General features: G+C 69.7%; 15 protein-coding genes, 1 pseudogene and 1 riboswitch. Of the genes and pseudogenes, 8 read left to right on the forward strand and 8 right to left on the reverse strand.

Going from position 1 to position 16,283, the window contains the following annotated elements; all coding sequences use genetic code 11:
• Window positions 1-738: LytR C-terminal domain-containing protein (locus V6M37_RS17875; RefSeq protein ID WP_332675626.1), on the forward strand; the 738-nt coding region annotated here is incomplete at its 5' end.
• Between the two features lie 188 nt (window positions 739-926).
• Here V6M37_RS17875 and V6M37_RS17880 read toward each other — a convergent pair.
• Both V6M37_RS17880 and V6M37_RS17885 read right to left on the reverse strand, forming a co-directional pair.
• On the reverse strand, window positions 927-2,603 hold the full coding sequence (locus tag V6M37_RS17880; RefSeq protein WP_332675628.1) for a cation acetate symporter: 1,677 nt from the start codon (window positions 2,601-2,603) through the stop codon (window positions 927-929).
• Window positions 2,603-2,923: a DUF485 domain-containing protein gene (locus tag V6M37_RS17885; RefSeq protein WP_442881024.1), complete on the reverse strand. Its 321-nt coding sequence runs from the start codon at window positions 2,921-2,923 to the stop codon at window positions 2,603-2,605. Before V6M37_RS17885 ends, V6M37_RS17880 begins: the two co-directional genes overlap by 1 nt.
• A 229-nt stretch (window positions 2,924-3,152) precedes the next feature.
• Between V6M37_RS17885 and V6M37_RS17890 the strand changes: the two genes are divergently transcribed.
• On the forward strand, window positions 3,153-3,935 hold the full coding sequence (locus V6M37_RS17890; protein WP_332675629.1) for an enoyl-CoA hydratase/isomerase family protein: 783 nt from the start codon (window positions 3,153-3,155) through the stop codon (window positions 3,933-3,935).
• Window positions 3,936-3,971: 36 nt separating this feature from the next.
• On the opposite strand, the gene V6M37_RS17895 is transcribed toward V6M37_RS17890, so the two are convergent.
• Window positions 3,972-5,441 carry a cobyric acid synthase gene (locus V6M37_RS17895; RefSeq protein ID WP_332675630.1) on the reverse strand — a complete coding sequence of 490 codons (1,470 nt, stop codon included), beginning with the start codon at window positions 5,439-5,441 and terminating at the stop codon, window positions 3,972-3,974.
• 55 nt (window positions 5,442-5,496) lie between these two features.
• On the opposite strand from V6M37_RS17895, the gene cbiB reads away from it, so the two are divergent.
• From cbiB to metF, 6 genes are all read left to right on the forward strand, one after another.
• Complete coding sequence (gene cbiB / locus V6M37_RS17900; protein ID WP_332675631.1) at window positions 5,497-6,423, forward strand: adenosylcobinamide-phosphate synthase CbiB; 927 nt, start codon at window positions 5,497-5,499, stop codon at window positions 6,421-6,423.
• A gap of 84 nt (window positions 6,424-6,507) precedes the next feature.
• Entirely contained in the window at window positions 6,508-7,512 is a 1,005-nt protein-coding gene (gene cobD / locus V6M37_RS17905) for a threonine-phosphate decarboxylase CobD (RefSeq protein WP_332675632.1), read from the forward strand.
• A gap of 100 nt (window positions 7,513-7,612) precedes the next feature.
• Window positions 7,613-8,698, forward strand: coding sequence for a TIGR01212 family radical SAM protein (locus V6M37_RS17910; RefSeq protein ID WP_332675633.1), 1,086 nt, complete (start codon window positions 7,613-7,615; stop codon window positions 8,696-8,698).
• Between the two features lie 12 nt (window positions 8,699-8,710).
• Window positions 8,711-9,631 carry a cobalamin-binding protein gene (locus tag V6M37_RS17915; protein WP_332675634.1) on the forward strand — a complete coding sequence of 307 codons (921 nt, stop codon included), beginning with the start codon at window positions 8,711-8,713 and terminating at the stop codon, window positions 9,629-9,631.
• Between the two features lie 116 nt (window positions 9,632-9,747).
• Window positions 9,748-9,812, forward strand: a riboswitch (S-adenosyl-L-homocysteine riboswitch).
• Between the two features lie 74 nt (window positions 9,813-9,886).
• Window positions 9,887-11,314, forward strand: coding sequence for an adenosylhomocysteinase (gene ahcY, locus V6M37_RS17920; protein WP_332675635.1), 1,428 nt, complete (start codon window positions 9,887-9,889; stop codon window positions 11,312-11,314).
• A gap of 11 nt (window positions 11,315-11,325) precedes the next feature.
• Window positions 11,326-12,159 carry a methylenetetrahydrofolate reductase [NAD(P)H] gene (gene metF / locus V6M37_RS17925; RefSeq protein ID WP_332675636.1) on the forward strand — a complete coding sequence of 278 codons (834 nt, stop codon included), beginning with the start codon at window positions 11,326-11,328 and terminating at the stop codon, window positions 12,157-12,159.
• A 24-nt stretch (window positions 12,160-12,183) separates the two neighbouring features.
• Here metF and V6M37_RS17930 read toward each other — a convergent pair whose 3' ends face one another.
• From V6M37_RS17930 to V6M37_RS17950, 5 genes and pseudogenes are all read right to left on the reverse strand, one after another.
• Window positions 12,184-12,480 carry a hypothetical protein gene (locus tag V6M37_RS17930; protein WP_332675637.1) on the reverse strand — a complete coding sequence of 99 codons (297 nt, stop codon included), beginning with the start codon at window positions 12,478-12,480 and terminating at the stop codon, window positions 12,184-12,186.
• A 72-nt stretch (window positions 12,481-12,552) separates the two neighbouring features.
• The gene (locus tag V6M37_RS17935) at window positions 12,553-13,446 is read right to left on the reverse strand and encodes a DMT family transporter (RefSeq protein WP_332675638.1); all 894 of its coding nucleotides are present in this window, start codon (window positions 13,444-13,446) and stop codon (window positions 12,553-12,555) included.
• Window positions 13,447-13,555: 109 nt separating this feature from the next.
• Window positions 13,556-15,082, reverse strand: a complete 1,527-nt coding sequence (locus V6M37_RS17940) for a helicase HerA-like domain-containing protein (RefSeq protein WP_332675639.1) — start codon at window positions 15,080-15,082, stop codon at window positions 13,556-13,558.
• 325 nt (window positions 15,083-15,407) lie between these two features.
• Window positions 15,408-15,662 (reverse strand): hypothetical protein, encoded by a 255-nt coding sequence (locus V6M37_RS17945; protein WP_332675640.1) that lies wholly within the window; start codon window positions 15,660-15,662, stop codon window positions 15,408-15,410.
• Window positions 15,663-15,938: 276 nt separating this feature from the next.
• A pseudogene (locus tag V6M37_RS17950) lies at window positions 15,939-16,283 on the reverse strand (3-oxoadipyl-CoA thiolase); the annotation flags it as partial.

Below are 16,283 nucleotides of genomic sequence, written 5' to 3' on the forward strand. Positions count from 1 at the left end.
GCCGTCGCCGCCCGGCCGGAACCGGTCGTGCCGCGTGCGCTCGCCGCTCCGGCGCCCGCGGGCGAGCCGCCGCGCGCCGAGCTCGTGAAGGTCGCGGAGAACGTGTTCGAGCTGCGGAATGGCCCGGCGACGCGTGCGGATACCGTTGCTGCCGCAGCAGCGATCGTCACCGCCACGACACGTCCGGCCTCGACCGCCGCGGCGGCAACGGTGATACCGGTTCGATTGTCAGCGCCGGAGACCATCGTCGCGGCGCGCCTGCCGGTTGCCACCCACACTGCACCTGCCTCATCGCCCGCCACACCTGCCTCGTCGCCCGGCGCACCTGGTTCATCGGCCGCGCTTGCCTCGCCGCCCGCCGGGCTGCCGTCCCGTCCGGCGCGCTACGAAATCGCGAACGGCCACGGCGGCGAAGGCCTCGCCCGCCGACTCGCCGGCCTCCTCGCCGCGGAGCGCTTCGCCCGGCCCCGGCTGACGAATCACTTGCCATACAACCAGCCCGCGTCGTACGTCGCCTATCGCGACGGCTACCGCGACGAAGCCGAAGCGTTCGCCGCGCGCCTGCCGTTCCGCCCGCAAGTGCTCCCGAGCCCGTCGAAAGGCCTCGCGGCCGACGTTCGGCTGCTGCTCGGCCGCGACCTGACGACGAGCGCAGCGTGCGCCGTGCTCGAGCTATGCCCGGCAGTCGCAGCAAAACCGTCCGCCGCCCCGCGCTCCGTCCGGGTCGACGCCGTGTAGCCGGCAGGTCGGACCGAGCGCAGCGATGTCCGACGCTCGGGTCAAACGAAGCGCACACAGACCGGCAGCTCTGCGTCGGCCTTCGCTGCGCTCACGCCGACCTACGTAAAAAACCCCCGCCCGGCATCCCGGAACGGGGGTTTCGATCGCCGCGCCTGCGGGCGCGGCAAGCTTCAACTGCTACCGACTCAGTGCGCCGCGGCGGTCGCCGCGCCGACGCCCGTCTGGGCCCGCACGTACTGGTCTTCGAAGGCCTCGATTTCCTTCTTCGCGGCAGCGCTCGTGTCGAGCTTCGACACGAGGATCGCCAGCAGGAACGCGATCGGCATCGAGAACAGCGCGGGCTGCGTGTAGGGGAAGATCGCTTCGGCGTTGTGCAGCACGTCGACCCACACCGACTTCGACAGGACGACGAACATCACCGCGCTGACAAGGCCGGAATAGCCGCCGACCAGCGCGCCGCGCGTCGTCAGGCCTTTCCAGTACATCGACAGGATCAGCACCGGGAAGTTGGCCGAGGCGGCGACGCCGAACGCGAGCGCGACCATGAACGCGATGTTCATCTTCTCGAACGCGATGCCGAGCAGGACGGCGACGATACCGAGCCCGATGGTGGCGAACTTCGACACCTTCAGCTCGGTGGTCTCCGAGGCCTTGCCCTTCATGATCACGCGCGAATAGATGTCGTGCGAGATCGCCGACGCACCGGCGAGTGCGAGACCGGCGACGACCGCGAGGATCGTCGCGAACGCGACCGCCGACAGGAAGCCGAGCAGCAGGTTGCCGCCGACGGCGTTCGCGAGGTGCATCGCGATCATGTTGCCGCCGCCGATGACCTTGCCGCCGAGCTGGCCTTCCTCGAAGAACTCGGGGTTCGTGCCGACGATCAGGATCGCGCACAGGCCCATCACTGCGATGACGTTGAAGAAGTACGCGACGATGCCCGATGCGTAGAGCACCGACTTGCGCGCTTCCTTCGCGTCGGTGACGGTGAAGAAGCGCATCAGGATGTGCGGCAGGCCGGCGGTACCGAACATCAGGCCAAGGCCGAGCGAGATCGCGGTGACCGGGTCGGCGAGCAGGCTGCCCGGCGCGAGCAGCTTGCCGCCGAGCTTGTGCACTTCCATCGCGCGGGTCGTCAGCTCGTCGAAGCTGAAGCCGAACTGGCTGAACGCGAGCAGCATCACCGCCGTGCCGCCGATCAGCAGCATGCACGCCTTGATGATCTGCACCCAGGTCGTCGCGACCATGCCGCCGAACGTCACGTAAACCATCATCAGCGCGCCGACGACGAACAGCGCGACGATGTAATCGAGGCCGAACAGCAGCTTGATCAGCTGGCCGGCGCCGACCATTTGCGCGACGAGGTAGAAGCAGACGACCGTCAGCGAGCTCACCGCGGCCATCGTGCGCACCTTGCCCTGGTCGAGGCGGTACGCGGTGATGTCGGCGAACGTGAACTTGCCGAGGTTGCGCAGGCGTTCGGCCATCAGGAACAGGATGATCGGCCAGCCGACGAAGAACGCGATCATGTAGATGTACGCGTCGACCCCCTGCGTGTACATCATCGCTGTCAGACCGAGCAGCGTCGCGGCCGACATGTAGTCACCGGCGATCGCCAGGCCGTTCTGCCAGCCGGTGATGCCGCCGCCGGCGGTGTAGAAGTCGGCAGTCGACTTCGTGCGGCTCGCGGCCCAGTAGGTGATGCCGAGCGTCATCAGCACGAACACGAAGAACATGCCGATCGCGTGAAGGTTGAGTCCCTGCTTCTCGGTCTGCGCGATCGCATCGCCGGCAACCGCGCTGGCGGCGACCGAAAACGCGAAGAGGCCCATGGCCAGGCGGGAAAGGACGGTCGCTTTCATTATTTTTGGTCCTTCCACGCGGCGCGCACGATTTCGTTGTTGATGTCGTCGAACTCGCCGTTGGCGCGGCGGACATAGACGAACGTCAACACCCAGAAAAACACGAACTGGAACAGGCCGGCGGCGATGCCGAAAGTCAGGTTGCTGCCTTCGGAAAGACGCATCCCGATCAGGTCCGGCGCGAACGCCACCAGCAACACGAAGCCGTAAAAAAGGACGAGCACGACGAGCGACAGGGTCGTCGCGAACTTCGTCCGCTTTTCCACCAGTTCCGCAAAACGCGGATTGCGCCTGATGTGCGCATACATTGAACTTGACACTCTCACCCCTCCAAAGAAAGCAACACACATACGTCGCTCCACCTTCCTCCTGAATCTCCGCACGAAACCGTCTGACGCGGCCGTTGCGGCGGGCGGATGATATATCATCCAGAGGAGTCCATACCACACGGTATGGAGGCATTTTTCGATCGAATAGAATAATTTGATCGAAGACAGTTTTGTACGAAAAAACAGGTATCTATAGAACGTTTTTGGGCGAAATTCCGGTATGAACGGCGAAATCCTCTTCTCCCGCGACGGCGCGGTCGCGACGTTGCAGCTGTCCAATCCGGACAAGCTCAATGCCATCGATTCGGCGATGTGGACGGCGCTACGCCAAGCGCTCGACCGCGTCGCCGCCGACACCTCGCTGCGCTGCCTGATCCTGCGCGGCGCCGGCGACAAGGCGTTCGCAGCCGGCGGTGACATCGAGGAATTCCTCACCGTGCGCGCGACCGTCGACGACGCGCTGCACTACCACGACGAGCTCGTCGCGACCGCGCTCGACGCGATCCGCGCCTGCCCGATTCCGACGGTCGCCGCGATCCGGGGCGCGTGCGTCGGCGGCGGGCTCGAAATCGCCGGCTGCTGCGACCTGCGCATCGCCGGCGAGTCCTCACGCTTCGGCGCACCGATCAACCGGCTCGGGTTCTCGATGTACCCGGGCGAAATGGCGGGCCTGCTCGCGCTCGTCGGTCCGGCGACGCTGCTCGAGATCCTGCTCGAAGGCCGCATCCTGAGCGCGCAGGAAGCCTTGCAGAAAGGCTTGCTGACGCGGATCGTCGACGACGAAAAGGTCATCGACGAGGCCCTCGCGTGCGCCGGGCGCATCGCCGCCGGCGCGCCGCTCGTCGCGCGCTGGCACAAGCAGTGGGTGCGCCGGCTGATGCAGGGCGAGCCGCTGACCGTCGCGGAAAAGCGCGACGCGTTCGCGTTCCTCGGCACCGCGGACTACCAGGAAGGGCTCGACGCGTTCTTCGCGAAGCGCAAGCCGCAGTTCACCGGCCGCTGACTGTCGGACTCCCGTAGGGCGGGTGAGCCGAAGGCGTTATCCGCCGAGCCACTCCGCGGGAAGCAGCCGATCGAGATCGAGGTGCCGTTCGATCGCGTCCGCGAGCCGGTCGAGGTCCGCTTCGCGGCGCGCGGCGAGGTCGACCGGCTCGACGTCGCCCGCGCCGGCCCAGGCGAGCAGCGCGGTCAGCGCCGCGGGGGTGTCGAAGAGGCCGTGCAGATACGTGCCGAGGATCTGGCCGTCGCCCGACAGCGCGCCGTCCCCACGGCCGTCGGCAAAGCGCAGCGCCGGCCGGTCGAGCGCCGGGCCGCGGGTCACGCCCATGTGGATCTCGTAGCCCGCCGCCGACGGCGCGCCCGGCAGGTCCAGCGTGCCGCAGACGTTTTCGAGGCGCTTTTCGGCTTCGAGCGTCGTTTCCATGTCGAGCAGACCGAGTCCTGCGGTGCTGCCGTCGCCGCCTTCGAGCCCGAGCGGGTCGTGCAGCCGCGTGCCGAGCATCTGGAAGCCGCCGCAGATGCCGACGAGCTTGCCGCCGTAACGCAGGTGTCGGCGGATCGCCGCGTCCCAGCCCTGCGCGCGCAGCCACGCGAGGTCGGCCTGCACGCTCTTCGAGCCGGGCAGCACGATCAGGTCGGCCGGCGGCAGCGCCTGGCCGGGGCCGACCCAGCGGAAATCGACCTGCGGATGCAGCCGCAGCGCGTCGAGGTCGGTGTGGTTCGAGATCCGCGGATAGACCGGCGCGACGACGGTCAGCCGCGCTTCGCCCTTGTCCGCGCGCGCGTCGGCGAGCCCGTCCTCGGCGTCGAGGAACAATCCGTGCAGGTAGGGCAGCACGCCGAGCACCGGCCGGCCGGTGCGCTCCTCGAGCCAGTCGAGGCCCGGCTGCAGCAGGCCGAGGTCGCCGCGGAAGCGGTTGATGACGAAGCCCTTGACGCGCGCCTGTTCCGTCGGCGACAGCAGGTCGAGCGTGCCGACGAGGTGCGCGAAGACGCCGCCGCGGTCGATGTCGGCGACGAGGATCACCGGCACGTCGGCGGCTTCCGCGAAGCCCATGTTCGCGATGTCGCGGTCGCGCAGGTTGATCTCGGCCGGGCTGCCGGCGCCTTCGACGAGGACGCATTCATATGCGCTGAGGAGGCGGTCCCACGACGCCATCACCGCCGCCATCGCGGTCGGCTTGTACGCGTGGTAGTCGCGTGCCGACAGGTTTGCGGCGACCTTGCCGTGGATGACGACCTGCGCGCCGATATCGGTCGCGGGCTTCAGCAGCACCGGGTTGAAGTCGGTATGCGGTGCGAGCCCGGCCGCGAGCGCCTGTAGCGCCTGCGCGCGGCCGATCTCGCCGCCGTCGACGGTGACCGCGGAGTTCAGCGCCATGTTCTGCGGCTTGAACGGCGCGACGCGCACGCCGCGCCGCGCGAGCAGCCGCGCGAGCCCCGCGACGAGCGTACTTTTTCCGGCATCCGAGGTCGTCCCCTGCACCATCAGGGCGGCAGCGTTTGGCATGGCGTAAAATCCCGGCTCTTTCAAAGCGGCGAATTATCGCCGATAAGCCCCGCCGATGATTTCGCTGCCGATCAAACTTGCCGCCGGCATCCTCGCCGACCGCCTGCTGGGCGAGCCGCGGCGCTTCCACCCGCTCGTCGGCTTCGGCCGCTGGGCGGGCTGGCTCGAGACGCGGTCCCGCCGCCTGCTGCCGGCCCGCGCCGCCGGGCTGTTCGCTTGGCTGCTCGCGGTCGCGCCGTGGGTCGGGCTCGCAGTCGCGGTGCGCGAAACCCATCCGGCAGCGCAATGGGTGGTCGACATCGCGCTGCTGTATTTCGCGCTCGGCGCGCGCAGCCTCGCGGAGCATGCCGAGGCGATCGCGGCGCCGCTCGCCGCGGGCGACCTCGACGCCGCGCGCGAGCGCGTCGGCCGCATCGTCAGCCGCGACACCCGGGCCCTCGATGCGACGGGCGTCGCCAAGGCCGGTACCGAGTCGGTGCTCGAGAACGGCAACGACGCGGTGTTCGGCGCGCTGTTCTGGTTCTGCGTCGCCGGCGGCCCCGGGGCGCTGCTGTTCCGGCTCGCGAACACGCTCGATGCGATGTGGGGCTACCGCAACGAGCGTTTCCTCCGCTTCGGCTGGTCCGCGGCGCGCCTCGACGACGCGCTGAACTGGCTGCCCGCGCGGCTGACCGCGCTGACTTATGCGCTGCTCGGCCGCACCCGTTCGGCGCTCGCGTGCTGGCGCGAGCAGGCGCCGACCTGGGACAGCCCGAACGCCGGTCCGGTGATGGCGTCCGGCGCCGGCGCGCTCGCGGTGCAACTCGGCGGCGCGGCGATCTACCACGGCCGGGAGGAGCAGCGTCCGCCGCTCGGCTGCGGCGCGCCGGCCGACGCCGGGAGCGTGCGCGGCGCGGTGCGTCTGGTGCGCCACGGGATGCTGCTGTGGCTCGGCGTCGTCGCGGTCGCGGCGCTCGTGGCGTCGCTCGCGGGAGCGGCGTGATGCGCTGCCTCGACGACTCCGCACGCAGCCATCCCATATCTGCCGCGATGCCCGCGCGCGGCGTCGCGCTGCCGGAGGGCAACCATGCTTGAACACGGCGGACGCCTGCGCCGTGCCGCCGAGCGCTACCGCATTCGGCTCGCGGACTGGCTCGATCTGTCGACCGGCATCAATCCGCACGGCTACCCGGCGCCGGCCATTCCGGCCGAAGTATGGCAACGTTTGCCCGAAGACGGCGACGGGCTCGAGGCTGCCGCCGCGCGCTATTACGGCAGCGACGAACTGCTCGCGGTCGCCGGCTCGCAAGCCGCGATCCAGGCGCTGCCGGCGCTGATTCCGGGCGATCGCGTCACCGTGCCCACGCCGACCTACGCGGAACATCCGCACGCATGGCGCGGGCGCCGGGTGCGCGCGTGCGCGGAGGACGAGATCGAAGGGGCGCTCGGCGATACCGACGTCCTCGTGCTCGTGAACCCGAACAACCCGTCCGGCGCGCTGTTCGGCCGGGAGCGGCTCCTCGACTGGCACGCGCGGCTCGCCGCGCGCGGCGGTTGGCTGGTCGTCGACGAAGCCTTCCTCGACGCCGCCCCCGACGAGAGCCTCGCCGCCCACGCTGGGCGGCCGAACCTCGTCGTGCTGCGCTCGCTCGGCAAGTTCTTCGGCTTCGCCGGCGCGCGGGTCGGCTTCGTGCTGGCGCCGGCCGACCTGCGCCGCGAACTCGCCGACCGTCTCGGTCCATGGCCGATCTCGGGGCCGGCTCGGTACGTGGCGACCGCGGCGCTCGCGGATCTCGATTGGCGGCGCGAGATGCGCGCGCGGCTCGCGAACGATGCGGCGCGGCTCGCCGGGCTGCTGCGCGGTTCGGGCCTCGGCGAGCCGACCGGCCCGGCACTGTTCCAGTGGCTGCGCCATCCGGACGCCGCCGCGCTGCAGGACCGCTTCGCCCGCAGCGGCATTCTCGTCCGCGGCTTCGACCACCCGGCGAGCCTGCGCTTCGGCCTGCCGGGAAACGACGCGGGATGGGCGCGGCTCGCGCAGGCGCTCGACGACATCGCTTGCGACCCGACAGGGATGCACACGGAGGCTTGACGACGTCGGGCGCGGCAAGCGGAACAGCTCGCGGCGCGAAGCGCGGCAAACCGAATCGCAACGAACCGGCCGAGAGCCGCAACGAACAGCCACACACGCGATGCAACTCGACCTCCACGTCAATACGATCGGCCGGCACCTGAAAAACCGCTTCGGCGAGCGCGTCCACAAGCTCCCGCTGCACGGCGACTTCACCTGCCCGAACCGCGACGGCACGCTCGGCCGCGGCGGCTGCAGCTTCTGCAACGTGCGGTCGTTCAACCGCGCAGCGCCCGCGCCGATCGCGCTCCAGCTCGCCGCAGGGCGGGCGAAGATGGACCGCGCGCGGCGCTACCTCGCGTATTTCCAGGCCTACACGAGCACCTACGCCGAAGTCGAGACGCTGCGGCGGCTCTACGAGCAGGCGCTCGCCGGCGCCGATGTCGTCGGGCTGTGCGTCGGCACGCGGCCGGACTGCGTGCCCGACACGGTGCTCGACCTCCTCGCCGGCTACCGCGAGCGCGGCTTCGAAGTGTGGCTCGAACTCGGGCTGCAGAGCGCGTTCGACGGGACGCTCGATCGCATCAATCGCGGTCACGGCTTTGCGGCGTACGCGGATGCGGTGCAGCGGGCGCATGTCCGGCGCATCCCGGTGTGCACGCACCTGATCGTCGGCCTGCCCGGCGAAGCGCCCGCCGCGAGCCTCGACACGCTCGCGCGCGTGCTCGACCTCGGCGTCGCCGGACTGAAGCTGCATCCACTGATGATCGTGCGCGGCAGCCGGCTCGCGAGCGCGTGGCGGCGCGGCGAAGTGAGCCCGCCGGACCTCGAAACGTACGCGGAGGTCGCCGCCGCAATGATTCGCCGCACGCCGGCCGCAGTCGTCTACCACCGCGTCTCCGCGACCGCGAACGCCCCGACGCTGCTCGCGCCCGCGTGGTGCGCGGGACGATTCGACGCGATCCACGCGATCGCGCGCCGGCTGTCGGCAAGCGGCGGACAGGGCCGCGACACCGCGGAACCTTACGTCCCGCCTGGCGCGCCGATGCTCGCCGCGCGCACGGGCGCGAGCGTTGCGCTGCCCGCGGCCGCGGCGCCCGTCGCTGACGCCTTGCCCGAGGGCGCCCCGTTTGCGCCGTTCGAGCCGCGCGGGACGCCCGGCGCGGTATTTGTCCCCGCCGCCGACTCCGCCTGCCTGCCCGACTGAAGGTTCTCGCCGATGCCCTTGCCGAAGCTGTTTCCCTTTGCCGCCGCGCTTGCGGCGACCGTCGTCGCAACGCCGCTGCATGCCGAACTCGCCGTCGTGGACGACGCCGGCCGGACGGTCCGCCTCGCGCGTCCCGCACAGCGCGTCGTCAGCCTCGCGCCGCACGTCACCGAGCTGCTGTTCGCGGCGGGCGCCGGCCCGCGCGTCGTCGGCGCGGTCGCGTACAGCGACTACCCCGAAGCGGCGCGCCAGCTGCCGCGCGTCGGCGGCTACGGCAACATCGACATGGAGGCGGTCGCCGCGCTGAAACCCGACCTCGTGATCGCCTGGAAAACCGGCAATCGCGACGCGCACCTCGACAAGCTCGCCGCGCTCGGCATTGCGGTGTACTTGAATGAGCCGCGCAGCCTTGACGACGTCGCGCGCAGCCTCGAAAGCCTCGGAGTTCTCGCCGGGAGCGAGGGCGCCGCTCGCGCCGCCGCGGACGCGTTCCGGGCGCGGCGCGACGAACTCGCCCGACGGTACGGCGGGCGTCCGCGCGTGCGCATGTTCTATCAGATCTGGGACAAGCCGCTGATGACGATCAACGACGAGCACCTGATTTCCGACGCGATCCGGCTGTGCGGCGGCGACAACGTGTTCGGCAAGCTGCCGCAGCTCGCCCCGGCGATCGGCGTCGAGAGCGTGCTCGCGGCCGACCCCGAAGTGATCGTCGCGAGCGGCATGGGCGAAGCCCGCCCCGACTGGCTCGACCAGTGGAAACGCTGGCCGAAGCTCGCCGCGGCCGCCGCCGACAACCTCTACTTCATTCCGCCCGAACTCATCCAGCGCCACACGCCGCGGCTTCTCGACGGCGCCGCGCAACTGTGCAGCTTCCTCGACGAAGCGCGCGCAAAACGGCGCGCCGGCTCGCGCGACGCGAAGTCCGGATAGGCGCTCGGGCGCCGCGGACGGGCGACCGCCTCAGGATGGACGCCCGGGCGCCGCGACTTCCGGGCGCCGCCTGCGCGAACGGCTTCCCGCGGCCCCTGCCGGGGTTATAATCGCCGCCTGCCGAGGAGCGCTGCGAGACTTTCGTCCCAGGCTCGGCCCTTCAAAACCGCGCTCACCTTAACCCGTGCCGGGCACGGGGTGACAAGGTGAGCCCACCGCAGCACCCCTTCCCGGCCACACGTTCAAGGGACACTTATGAACTCTGTGGCTGACAAATTCACCGACTACGTCATCGCCGACCTCGCGCTCGCCGACTGGGGCCGCAAGGAAATCCGCATCGCCGAAACCGAGATGCCTGGCCTGATGGCGATCCGCGCGGAGTTCGCCGCGGCGCAGCCGTTGCGCGGCGCGCGCATCACCGGCTCGCTGCACATGACGATCCAGACCGCGGTGCTGATCGAGACGCTGACCGCGCTCGGAGCCGAAGTGCGCTGGGCCTCATGCAACATCTTCTCGACGCAGGACCACGCCGCGGCCGCGATCGCGGCGTCGGGCGTGCCGGTGTTCGCGGTCAAGGGCGAGTCGCTCGCCGACTACTGGGACTACACGCACCGCATCTTCGAATGGCCGGCGGCGCCGAACGGCGACGCCGTCTACAGCAACATGATCCTCGACGACGGCGGCGACGCGACGCTGCTGCTGCACCTGGGGGCACGCGCCGAGAAGGACCTCGGCGTGCTCGCGAACCCGGGCTCGGAGGAGGAGCGCGTCCTGTTCGCCGCGATCAGGGCCAAGCTCGCGGTCGCCCCCGCCTGGTATTCGGTCCGGCTCGCGGCGATCAAGGGCGTCACGGAGGAGACGACGACCGGCGTGCATCGCCTGTACCAGATGCACGAGCGCGGCGAGCTGAAGTTCCCGGCGATCAACGTCAACGATTCGGTGACGAAGTCGAAATTCGACAATCTGTACGGCTGCCGCGAGTCGCTCGTCGACGGCATCAAGCGCGCGACCGACGTGATGGTCGCCGGCAAGGTCGCCCTCGTCTGCGGCTACGGCGACGTCGGCAAGGGCTCGGCGCAGGCGCTGCGCGCGCTGTCGGCGCAGGTGTGGGTCACCGAGATCGATCCGATCTGCGCGCTGCAGGCGGCGATGGAAGGCTACCGCGTCGTGACGATGGACTACGCGGCCGCCAAGGCCGACATCTTCGTCACCTGCACCGGCAACTACCACGTGATCACGCACGATCACATGGCGAAGATGAAAGACCAGGCGATCGTCTGCAACATCGGCCACTTCGACAACGAGATCGACGTCGCGTCGATCGAGGGCTACGAGTGGGAGGAGATCAAGCCGCAGGTCGATCACGTGATCTTCCCGGACGGGAAACGCATCATCCTGCTCGCGAAGGGGCGGCTCGTGAACCTCGGCTGCGCGACCGGCCACCCGAGCTACGTGATGAGCTCGTCGTTCGCGAACCAGACGATCGCGCAGATCGAGCTCTACACGCGCACCGCGGACTATCCGGTCGGCGTGTATACGCTGCCGAAGCATCTCGACGAGAAGGTCGCGCGGCTGCAGCTGAAGAAGCTCAACGCGCAGCTGACCGAGCTGCGTCCGGACCAGGCTGCGTACATCGGCGTGCCGGTCGAAGGGCCGTACAAGTCGACGCACTACCGCTACTGAGCGAGGGCGCGATGCAGAAACCCGAACTTTCCATCGAGTTCTTCCCGCCGCAGACGCCCGAAGGCGTCGACAAGCTCGCGGCGACGCGCGCGAAGCTCGCGCGGCTCAAGCCCGCGTTCTTCTCGGTCACTTACGGCGCCGGCGGCTCGACGCGCGAGCACACGTTCGCGACGGTCAAGGAGATCGCCGCCGACGGCTTCGAAGCCGCGCCGCACCTGTCGTGCATCGGCTCGACGCGCGCCGGCATCCGCGAGATCCTCGACGACTACGCCGCGGCGGGAATCCGCCGCATCGTCGCGCTGCGCGGTGATTTGCCGTCCGGCGTCGGCGACCCGGGGGAATTCCGCTACGCCAACGAGCTCGTGGAATTCATCCGCGCCGAAACCGGCGACCGCTTCCGCATCGAGGTCGCCGCGTACCCCGAATGGCATCCGCAGGCGAAGAGCCCGAAGGACGACCTCGTCGCGTTCAAGCGCAAGGCCGACGCCGGCGCCGACTCCGCAATCACGCAGTACTTCTACAACCTCGACGCGTACCTGCATTTCGTCGACGAAGTGCGCGCGCTCGGCGTCGACCTCCCGATTGTCCCCGGCGTCATGCCGATCGGGAGTTTCTCGAAACTCGCACGCTTCTCGGACGCGTGCGGCGCGGAGATCCCGCGCTGGATGCGCAGGAAGTTCGAGGCCTTCGGTGACGACGCGGAATCGATCCGTGCGTTCGGCCTCGACGTCGTCACCGACTTGTGCGAGCGCCTGCTCGCCGCCGGGGCGCCCGGACTGCATTTCTACAGCATGAACCAGGCGGGGCTGACGACCGCGATCTGCGAGCGGCTGAAGCTCGACTGACGCGGCGCGCGGCGGAGCGGGCGCTCAGCCGAGCCCGTGCCGCCGCATCCAGCCGCGGAAATCCGCCTGGCCGGCCGCGCTGCGCAGATGGCCGAGGTGCAGGACCATGTTCTCGACCATCGTGTGCGCGGCGATCGCGGCCATGATCTCGAGTCTCGCCTCGGTCGTCAGGCCGTGCTCGGCGAGTTTGCGGTCGAGTTCGCAGAAGTGATTCGCCATCAGGCTGCGCGCTTCGTTCTCGCATAGCGCGAGGTCGCCGAAATCGAGCCGGTCCTCGGCTTCGATCTCGGCGATCAGCGATACGACGGACTCGGGGGTCATCGGGCACCTCCTTCGCTGGCAACGTTGTCGGGTTGGACCGGCCGTCGCCGCCGCGAGTGCCCCGACGGTCGTTCAGCGCCGCCGCGCCATCACCAGCACGCCGCCGATCACGAGCGCCGCGCCGGCGATCTGGCTGGCGCCGATCGACTCATCGAGCAGCAGCCAGCCGAGGAAGATCGTCACGACCGGGCCGAGCGTGCCGGTCAGCGACACGGGGCCGGCGCCAAGGCGGCGGATCGCTTCCGACACCAGCCACACCGGCGCGACCGTCGAGAACAGCGCCATCGCGAACCCGAGCGCGTAGACCTGCCACGGCAGCACCAGCGCCGACAGCGGCCGCAGCACGACGAACTGCGCGATCGACAGCACGCACGCGACCATCGTCGCGAACGCGGTGACGCGCGTAGCGCCGAGCCGGCCGACGACCTGCCCATTACCCATCAGGTACAGCGCATACGACAGCGCGCTCGCGAACACCAGCGCGCTACCGACGAGCACTTGGCCGGCTTCGCGGGTGACGCGCAGATCATGTCCCACCGCCAGCCCGATGCCCGCGTAACACAGCGCGAGCGCGGCGACGGTGCGGCGGTCGATCGGCTTGCCGAGGAAGATCGCCGACAGCAGGATCACGACGGTCGGGTACAGGAACAGGATTAGCCGTTCGAGCGCGGCGGTGATGTAGCGCAGGCCGAGAAAATCGAGATAACTGGCGAGGTAGTAGCCGGAAAAACCGAGCGCGGCCATCCACAGCCAGTCGCTAGCGGTCAGCCGCGACTTCGCGCGCCGGTCCGCGACGACGCCCATCACGACGAAGAACGGCAGCGACAAACCCATCCGCAGCGCGAGCAGCGTTTCGGCATCGACCCCGTAACGGTACGCGAGCTTCACGAGGATCGCCTTGAACGAGAAGCCGATCGCGCCGAGCACCGCGAACAGCAGTCCGACGCCGTTTGTCGCCTGGATCATGGAAATCGATGTCGTCTGTCTGGTGAGGAGCGGGAGCGCGCGTGGCCGCGCCTGCCTGGGCGAACCGGAGCACCCCGCCGGAGCGCGAGGGCCGCGTGACTCGCCCGGCTCAGCGCCGGCGCGCGCCGCCGAACAGCGAGCCGAGCACGCCGCGGACGATCTGCCGGCCGACCGAGCTGCCGATCGTGCGCGCGACCGTTTTCGCCGCGATGTCGACGAGGCCGTCGCGCTTGCCGCCGCGCGGCCCGGTCGAACCGAACAGGATGTCCCCCATGCCGCCGAGAACGCCACCGGCCTCGCCCGCTCCGCCCGCGGCGCCCGGCTTCTCCGCGGCATCCCGTGCCGCGTCGGCGGACGCCGCCGCCTGCGCGCGCAGCATCTCGTACGCCGATTCGCGGTCGAGTTGCTTCTCGTAATGGCCGTACAGCACCGATCCTTCGATCGACCGCCTGCGCTCGTCGGGCGTCAGCGGCCCGAGCCGCGAGTCCGGCGCGATGACGAACGCGCGCTCGACGATCGTCGGCCGTCCCTTGTCGTCGAGGAAGGACACGAGCGCCTCGCCGACGCCGAGCTCGGCGATCGCGGCGGCGGCGTCGAACGCCGGGTTCGCGCGCATCGTCTCGGCGGCGGTCCTGACCGCCTTCTGGTCGCGCGGCGTGAAGGCGCGCAACGCGTGCTGCACGCGGTTGCCGAGCTGGCCGAGGACCGTCTCGGGCACATCGAGGGGGTTCTGGGTGACGAAATAGACGCCGACGCCCTTCGAGCGGATCAACCGCACGACCTGCTCGACCTTCTCGACGAGCGCTTTCGGCGCGTCGTTGAACAGCAGGTGCGCCTCGTCGAAGAAGAACACGAGCTTCGGTTTGTCGAGATCGCCGACCTCGGGCAGCTGTTCGAAGAGCTCGGCGAGCATCCACAGCAGCACCGTCGAATACAGCTTCGGGGAGTGGTAGAGCTTGTCGGCGGCGAGCACGTTGATGACGCCGCGCCCGTCGGCATCGGTCTGCATCAGGTCCGCGAGATCGAGCATCGGCTCGCCAAAGAATTGGTCCGCGCCCTGCTCTTCGAGCGCCAGCAGGCCGCGCTGGATCGCGCCGATCGACGCCGCCGAGACGTTGCCGTACTGCGTCGTGAACGCCTTCGCGTTCTCGCCGACGTGCTGCACCATCGCGCGCAGATCCTTCAGATCGAGCAGCAGCAGCCCGGCATCGTCGGCGACGCGGAACACGATCTGCAGCACGCCGGCCTGCGTTTCATTGAGGTTCAGGAGCCGCGCGAGGAGCAGCGGCCCCATGTCGGAGACGGTCGCGCGCACGGGATGGCCGGACTCGCCGAACACGTCCCAGAACACCGCGGTGTTCGCGCGCGGCGCGAATTCGGTGATGCCGATCGCCGCGAGCCGCTGCATCAACTTCTCGGAAGCGACGCCGGCTGCGCCGATGCCGGCGAGATCGCCCTTGACGTCGGCCATGAACACCGGCACGCCGATCGCCGCGAACGATTCGGCCATCTTCTGCAGCGTCACGGTCTTGCCGGTGCCGGTGGCGCCGGTGATCAGGCCGTGCCGGTTCGCGAGGCGCGGCAGCAGCGTGATGTCCTTATCGTGCGTCTTCGCGATCAACAGCGGCTCGGCCATGGGATACCTCGAGTGAATGAACTCGGCCGAGTTTAGCAGGGCGACCGTATTCGACGGTGCCCGCGAGGTAACGGGCTTTGGCACGCCGCTCGCAGCGGTTGCGACGCCGGGATCGGCAACCGGGAACGAACCGGACCGTCGCGACTACGGGCGGCGGCAGGAGTGCGAACGGGGAAGGCGCTGGATCAGCGGGCGACGAAAGCGCACGACCGAACAGGGCCCGCTATGTGAGGAGACGCGGCGGGCGCGGCAAACGCGCCGAGCGCGCCGCCGCGAAACGTGCGGACCGTGGCTACAGGGGCCGGCGCGGCCCGGCCTCGATGCCTCAACCGCAGCTGCAGCTGCCGCAGCCGCCGCAACCCCCGCGCTGCTTGCGCGTGACGAGGTAGTTCGCGATCTGCTCGCGGTCGTATTCGAACTGCTCCGGCGTCTCGTAACCGATGCCGGGGCGGTGCTCCTCGCCGTCGACGCGGATCGTCAGCGCGTGCATCGCGGTGGCGGCGTCGTGCACGACTGCGAGGTCGTATTGTCCGCCGCGCGGCAGCGTGTCGAGCAGGGAGCGGGTGAGGTCGTCGATCATCGTGGGTCCTTGAATGAGAGGAGAAATCGCGGCGCTGAAAGACCGCATCAGGAACGCGGATTCTCCGGTATCGACGACACCCTGGGCTTGTCGGGGGTCAACCCGATGCGGCTTTTGGCGGCACGAATTGCGCCCCGCATTGCACCCCGCATTGCGCCCCCCCTCGTGGCCGAAACCGACGCAGCGACCTCGGCCCGACGTCCCGCCCCAACCTCGGTCAGTCATGACAATCCTTCGACGGCGCTTGCCGCGACCGTCGAAGGAGGCGGCGGGCCGTCAGGCCGCGACGCGTTCGATGACGAGCGCGATCCCCTGGCCGACGCCGATGCACAGGCTGACGACCGCGTAGCGCCCATTGCGGCGCTCGAGTTCGCGCGCGGCCGACAGCGCGATGCGCGCGCCCGACGCGCCGAGCGGGTGGCCGATCGCGATCGCGCCGCCGTTCGGGTTCACGCGCGGATCGTCGAACGGGAGGTCGAGCAGCTTCAGGCAGCCCAGGACTTGCGGCGCGAACGCCTCGTTGATTTCGATGACGTCGACGTCCTTCAGCGCGATGCCGGCGCGCGCGAGCGCCTTCGGGATCGCGTAGGCGGGGCCGACGCCCATGATGCGCGGCGCGAC

Source organism: Aromatoleum sp., assembly GCF_036675785.1.
Classification (GTDB): Bacteria; Pseudomonadota; Gammaproteobacteria; order Burkholderiales; family Rhodocyclaceae; genus Aromatoleum.

Coding starts and splice junctions, on each gene's coding strand:
- V6M37_RS17945 (WP_332675640.1), bottom strand. CDS start 15,662: ATGATCGACGACCTCACCCGCTCCCTGCTCGACACGCTGCCGCGCGGC.
- V6M37_RS17940 (WP_332675639.1), bottom strand. CDS start 15,082: ATGGCCGAGCCGCTGTTGATCGCGAAGACGCACGATAAGGACATCACG.
- V6M37_RS17930 (WP_332675637.1), bottom strand. CDS start 12,480: ATGACCCCCGAGTCCGTCGTATCGCTGATCGCCGAGATCGAAGCCGAG.
- cobD (WP_332675632.1), top strand. CDS start 6,508: ATGCTTGAACACGGCGGACGCCTGCGCCGTGCCGCCGAGCGCTACCGC.
- V6M37_RS17895 (WP_332675630.1), bottom strand. CDS start 5,441: ATGCCAAACGCTGCCGCCCTGATGGTGCAGGGGACGACCTCGGATGCC.
- metF (WP_332675636.1), top strand. CDS start 11,326: ATGCAGAAACCCGAACTTTCCATCGAGTTCTTCCCGCCGCAGACGCCC.
- V6M37_RS17935 (WP_332675638.1), bottom strand. CDS start 13,446: ATGATCCAGGCGACAAACGGCGTCGGACTGCTGTTCGCGGTGCTCGGC.
- ahcY (WP_332675635.1), top strand. CDS start 9,887: ATGAACTCTGTGGCTGACAAATTCACCGACTACGTCATCGCCGACCTC.
- V6M37_RS17890 (WP_332675629.1), top strand. CDS start 3,153: ATGAACGGCGAAATCCTCTTCTCCCGCGACGGCGCGGTCGCGACGTTG.
- cbiB (WP_332675631.1), top strand. CDS start 5,497: ATGATTTCGCTGCCGATCAAACTTGCCGCCGGCATCCTCGCCGACCGC.
- V6M37_RS17880 (WP_332675628.1), bottom strand. CDS start 2,603: ATGAAAGCGACCGTCCTTTCCCGCCTGGCCATGGGCCTCTTCGCGTTT.
- V6M37_RS17915 (WP_332675634.1), top strand. CDS start 8,711: ATGCCCTTGCCGAAGCTGTTTCCCTTTGCCGCCGCGCTTGCGGCGACC.
- V6M37_RS17910 (WP_332675633.1), top strand. CDS start 7,613: ATGCAACTCGACCTCCACGTCAATACGATCGGCCGGCACCTGAAAAAC.